The organism is Bradyrhizobium sp. UBA2491 (assembly GCF_002341725.1).
GTDB lineage: Bacteria > Pseudomonadota > Alphaproteobacteria > Rhizobiales > Xanthobacteraceae > Bradyrhizobium.
In genome coordinates, this window is sequence record NZ_DDOP01000074.1 from 1 (window position 1) to 5,024 (window position 5,024).

Annotated in this window: 7 protein-coding genes; all 7 read right to left on the reverse strand. The window is 63.9% G+C overall.

Annotated elements, in window-relative coordinates; all coding sequences use genetic code 11:
- Positions 1–61 precede the first annotated feature (61 nt).
- Positions 62–709 (reverse strand): urease accessory protein UreG, encoded by a 648-nt coding sequence (ureG, locus tag B2W55_RS24440; RefSeq protein WP_024581879.1) that lies wholly within the window; start codon positions 707–709, stop codon positions 62–64.
- Between the two features lie 156 nt (positions 710–865).
- On the reverse strand, positions 866–1,603 hold the full coding sequence (locus B2W55_RS24445; protein ID WP_024581878.1) for an urease accessory protein UreF: 738 nt from the start codon (positions 1,601–1,603) through the stop codon (positions 866–868).
- On the reverse strand, positions 1,584–2,186 hold the full coding sequence (locus B2W55_RS24450; RefSeq protein ID WP_024581877.1) for an urease accessory protein UreE: 603 nt from the start codon (positions 2,184–2,186) through the stop codon (positions 1,584–1,586). The genes B2W55_RS24445 and B2W55_RS24450 overlap by 20 nt, the downstream gene beginning before the upstream one ends.
- Positions 2,187–2,193: 7 nt before the next feature.
- Positions 2,194–2,493 carry a putative quinol monooxygenase gene (locus B2W55_RS24455; protein WP_024581876.1) on the reverse strand — a complete coding sequence of 100 codons (300 nt, stop codon included), beginning with the start codon at positions 2,491–2,493 and terminating at the stop codon, positions 2,194–2,196.
- Positions 2,494–2,520: 27 nt separating this feature from the next.
- The gene (locus B2W55_RS24460) at positions 2,521–2,820 is read right to left on the reverse strand and encodes a putative quinol monooxygenase (RefSeq protein ID WP_024581875.1); all 300 of its coding nucleotides are present in this window, start codon (positions 2,818–2,820) and stop codon (positions 2,521–2,523) included.
- Between the two features lie 108 nt (positions 2,821–2,928).
- Entirely contained in the window at positions 2,929–4,644 is a 1,716-nt protein-coding gene (gene ureC, locus B2W55_RS24465; RefSeq protein WP_024581874.1) for an urease subunit alpha, read from the reverse strand.
- Position 4,645: 1 nt separating this feature from the next.
- Positions 4,646–5,024 (reverse strand): phosphohydrolase (locus B2W55_RS24470; RefSeq protein WP_291532299.1); only part of this gene is annotated, 379 nt, incomplete at its 5' end.

Genomic DNA, 5,024 nt, shown 5'->3' on the forward strand with positions numbered 1-5,024 from the left:
GGGAGGGTGGGGAGAGGGGTGCCGCTTGCTTCGCTGGAAGACCGGCTCGCGGCCACAATGATTACCTCGCCTTGGCCGCCTTGCCGCCACCCTGCGGCCGAAGACCGCCCTTGGTCTCGATGAAGCCGATGATCCGGTCGAGGCCGTCGCTCTTCTTCAGGTTGGTCATCACGAAAGGCCGCTCGCCGCGCATCCGTCGGGCGTCGGTGTCCATCTTCTCAAGCGACGCACCGACATGGGGCGCCAGGTCGATCTTGTTGATCACCAGGAGGTCGGATCGCGTGATGCCCGGACCGCCCTTGGAGGGGATCTTGTCGCCGGCGGCGACGTCGATGACGTAGATCGTGAGGTCAGCCAATTCCGGCGAGAACGTCGCCGCCAGATTGTCGCCACCGGATTCGATCAGGACCAGGTCGAGGTCGGGGAATTTCGCCCGCATGTCGGCGACCGCGGCGAGGTTCATCGAGGCATCCTCGCGGATCGCGGTGTGCGGGCAGCCGCCGGTCTCGACGCCGGCAATGCGGTCCGGGGTCAGCGAGCCGGAGCGCACCAGAAACTCGGCGTCCCATTTGGTGTAGATGTCGTTGGTGATCGCCGCGATGTCATAACGCTCGCGCATCGTCTTGCAGAGCAGGTCCATCAGCGCCGTCTTGCCGGAGCCGACCGGTCCGCCGATACCGACCCGGAGGGGGCCGTGAGAAGTGGGCATATCAATCCATCCATTGTCGTCCCGGCGAAGGCCGGGACCCATTACCACCGAACTGAATTGTTGAACGAAGCTGGGGCCGCACACTTGCATAACCACGAAGGCCGGTGGCTATGGGTCCCGGCCTTCGCCGGGACGACGGGTGGAGAGATTCGCGCCTCATGACCGGAACAGCCGCGTGTACTGCGTTTCGTGACGCAGGCTGGCGAGATCGGCGCGAAAGGTTGCGCTGCCGAGATCGTCGAGCGAGGCCGCATCGGCCCGCGCAGCGGTTGCGGCAACGACCGGCTCCAGATCGGCCAGCACGCGCTGGCTGTCGGTTTGTCCGAGCGGGATCAGCCGGCTACCGGCGGAAATCCAGTTCGAGACCACGGCATGCAGGAAGGCGTGCAGCGATGGCGCCAGCCGGATGCGATGCGCGGCGCTGACGATGCCGACCGCGACCGGATAGACGATTGGGCCTTCGCAGGCCGCGACCAGGGCGTCGAGGCCGGGCGAATTCCAGGCCGCGCGGGCGATCTCGATGAAGGCGCGGCCCTGCGTCGTGGTCTCGAGCTGCCGCTCGCGCGACGGCACGAACGCCGCGGCGAGTTCGGCAATCTCCTTCAGTCCGGCGTAATCCTGCTCTGCCGCTGCGCGAAAACTCTGCGCGAGAAACACGGCGTCGCAAAATCCGCTGCCGTCGCTCAGCATCGCAGCAAGCCAGTCCCGCAGCGAGGCAGCGTCAGTGATGTCGCCGGCCTCGACCGCCCATTCGATGCCGCTGGAATAAGCGAACGCCCCGACCGGAAACGACGGCGACAGCCATGTCATCAGCCGGTACAGCGCGGCCGCCTCGTCCTCCGCCATCCCGCCGCGCATCGCGGCGGGATCGGGCTCATTTGTGGTCATGAGCATGGGAGTGATCGTGATGATGATGGGCATGCTCGCAATGCTCATCATGATGATGGTGGTCGTGCCCGTGATCGTGGTGATGTCCGTGATCGTGGGCATGGCTATGGGCATGATCATGCCCGGTGTGACCATGCGCATGCGCATCGGCATGCGCATGCTCGGCATAGGCGCCGCCCTCGGGATCGAACGGCGCCTCGATCTCGATGACCCGGGCGCCGAGCCCCTTCACCATCGCCTCGATCACGTGATCCCGGCGGATGCGCAGGCCCTTCGGCATGATCTGCGTCGGCAGATGACGGTTGCCGAGATGCCAGGCGACCCGGATCAGATGATGCGGATCGCTGCCGCGGATTTCCACGAGCGGCTCGGGAGCCGCGACCACCTCGACGAGGCGGCCGTCCTCCAGCACCAGCGCATCGCCGCCGCGCAACGCCGTGGCATTTTCGAGATCGAGCAGGAATTCGAGCCCGCGCGTTCCCGTCATCGCCATCCGCCGCCGGTGCCGGTCGTCGAAATCGAGCACGACGGTGTCGGCCGCCGCATCTTTCCAGCGATGTTGCCCCAGGACCTTGGTTGCGCGGATCATCGATGCCTCAGAGCTTCTCGACCTTGGCGTCGCTGATGATCTCGATCACCGTCGGCCCGGTCTTCATGTCGGCGGAATATTGTCGCCACACCTTCATGTGTGGAGCCTTGCCATGGGCATTGAGGTCCTCCCGGGTCTCCCAGCGCTCGACCACCACATAGAGGTTGGGATCGTTGACGCTGACATTGCCGTCATAGGAGATGCACCCCTTCTCCTTGCGGGTCTCGACGGTGCAAGCCTTGTGCCCCTTGATGAAGTCGTCCTTGTTTTCCGGCTTCATCGGCGTAGTTGCGATCACGTAGATCATGCTGCTTTTCCCATTCTTGTTGTTGTTTTAGCGGACGTCGACCTTCTCGGGCGTGATCACCTCGATCTTCGGCGGCGCCGCCATGCATTTCACGGCGACCCGGCCGAACGTCTTCATGTGCTCGGCGGTGCGATGCGGCACCAATGCCTCAGCGTTCTCCCACTGCTCGACGAACACCATCTTGCTGTGATCGGTGACGCTCTCGTGCAAATCGTAGGCGATGTTGCCGGGCTCCTTGCGGGTTTCCTTGATGCAGGCCGTCGCCGCAGCGATGAATTCGGCGCGGGTCTCGGGCTTGATGGTCAGCGTGGCAACGACGTAAATCACGGAAATTCCTCCCGGGTTTTTTCTGGCTTGAGTCTTGTTCTGACGCGTTTTCTTTCCGCGAGCCGGAAATCCGCTTCGCTCGAAAACGCTCGGTTACCGGGAGCGATTTTAGAACATAAAATAGCGCTGTGCCATGGGCAGCACCTCGGCCGGCGCGCAGGTCAGGAGCTCGCCGTCTGCGCGTACCTCATAGGTCTCGGGATCGACCTCGATCTCGGGCGTCGCATCGTTGTGGATCATGCTCTTCTTGGAGATCTTGCCGCGGGTGTTCTGCACCGCGTAGAGCTTTTTGCTGATGCCGAGCTTGCGAGCGAGGCCGCCCGTCACCGCGGCCTTCGAGGTGAACACCACGGAGGACGCGGTGAGCGACTTGCCGAAGGCGGCGAACATCGGCTGGTAATGCACCGGCTGCGGCGTCGGGATCGAGGCGTTGGGATCGCCCATCGGCGCCGCCACGATCGAGCCGCCCTTGATGATGCAGTCCGGCTTGACGCCGAAGAAGGCCGGCGACCACAGCACGAGGTCGGCCATCTTGCCTTTCTCGACCGAGCCGATCAGCTTCGACACGCCATGCGAGATCGCTGGATTGATGGTGTATTTGGCGATGTAGCGCTTGACGCGGAAATTGTCGTTGTCGTTGCCCTTGTCCTGCGGCAGCGCGCCGCGCTGCTTCTTCATCTTGTCGGCGGTCTGCCAGGTGCGGATGATGACTTCGCCGAGCCGGCCCATCGCCTGCGAATCCGACGACATCATCGAGAGCGCGCCGAGATCGTGCAGGATGTCCTCAGCGGCGATGGTCTCCTTGCGGATCCGGCTTTCGGCGAAGGCGAGGTCTTCGGCGATCGACGGATCGAGGTGGTGGCACACCATCAGCATGTCCAGATGCTCGTCGATGGTGTTGCGGGTGAACGGCCGGGTCGGGTTGGTCGAGGACGGCAGCACGTTCTTCAAGCCGGCGATCTTGATGATATCAGGCGCGTGGCCGCCACCGGCACCTTCGGTGTGGAAGGCATGGATGGTGCGGCCCTTGAACGCCTTCACGGTATCCTCGACGAAGCCCGACTCGTTCAGCGTGTCCGAATGCAGCATCACCTGGACGTCGTAGTCGTCGGCGACCGAAAGGCAGGTGTCGATCGCCGATGGCGTGGTGCCCCAGTCCTCGTGCAGCTTCAGCGCGCAGGCGCCGCCCTTGATCATCTCGACCAGCGCCGCCGGACGCGAGGCGTTGCCCTTGCCGGAGATGCCGAGATTGACCGGAAAGGCATCGAACGACTGGATCATCCGCCCCATGTGCCACGGGCCCGGCGTGCAGGTGGTGGCGAAGGTGCCGTGCGACGGGCCGGTGCCGCCGCCGAGCATCGAGGTGACACCAGCCATCAGCGCATGCTCGATCTGCTGCGGGCAGATGAAATGGATGTGGCTGTCGAAGCCGCCGGCGGTGAGGATCTTGCCCTCGCCCGCGATCACGTCGGTGCCGGGGCCGATGATGACGGTGACGTTGGGCTGGATGTCAGGATTGCCGGCCTTGCCGATCGCTGCGATCATGCCCTCCTTGATCGCGACGTCGGCCTTCACGATGCCCCAGTGATCGACGATCAGCGCATTGGTGATGACGGTATCGGCCGCGCCTTGCGCGTTGGTCACCTGCGACTGCCCCATGCCGTCGCGGATCACCTTGCCGCCGCCGAACTTCACCTCCTCGCCATAGGTGGTGAGATCCTTCTCGACCTCAATGATCAGGTCGGTATCGGCAAGCCGCACCTTGTCGCCGGTGGTCGGGCCGAACATGTCGGCATAGACGGAACGCTTGATTTTCACGGACATGTCAGCCCCCAGTTTCAGCTAGCGCAGCCTGCGCGCGCACAATGGTGTCGTCGAAAATGCGATCGAGCTGCGGATTGATCCCCCGGCAACCGGCAATGACTTTCTCGGCCCACGCCGCATAATCGGCGAGATCGTCGCGCTCGTCCTTGCTCGGATGCGGCACGATTCGCGCGCCGGTATTGCTGATCTTGTCGGCGATCTTGATCAGCTTTGCGGCGGAGGATTTGTGCGGGGCATCCTCGATCTGGCGTTGGCGCCGCTCGGCTTTCGGCAGGCTCATGTCATCGGTACACTCGACCACGAGATCGGCAACCCGCCCGCTGAATTTCGTCGCGAGCTCTTCGCGCGTGGTCTCGGTGTCCTCGATGGTGTCGTGCAGC

Excerpts from the sequence above, each read along its gene's own strand:
- ureG (WP_024581879.1), bottom strand. The coding sequence starts at position 709 with ATGCCCACTTCTCACGGCCCCCTCCGGGTCGGTATCGGCGGACCGGTC.
- B2W55_RS24445 (WP_024581878.1), bottom strand. The coding sequence starts at position 1,603 with ATGCTCATGACCACAAATGAGCCCGATCCCGCCGCGATGCGCGGCGGG.
- B2W55_RS24450 (WP_024581877.1), bottom strand. The coding sequence starts at position 2,186 with ATGATCCGCGCAACCAAGGTCCTGGGGCAACATCGCTGGAAAGATGCG.
- B2W55_RS24455 (WP_024581876.1), bottom strand. The coding sequence starts at position 2,493 with ATGATCTACGTGATCGCAACTACGCCGATGAAGCCGGAAAACAAGGAC.
- ureC (WP_024581874.1), bottom strand. The coding sequence starts at position 4,644 with ATGTCCGTGAAAATCAAGCGTTCCGTCTATGCCGACATGTTCGGCCCG.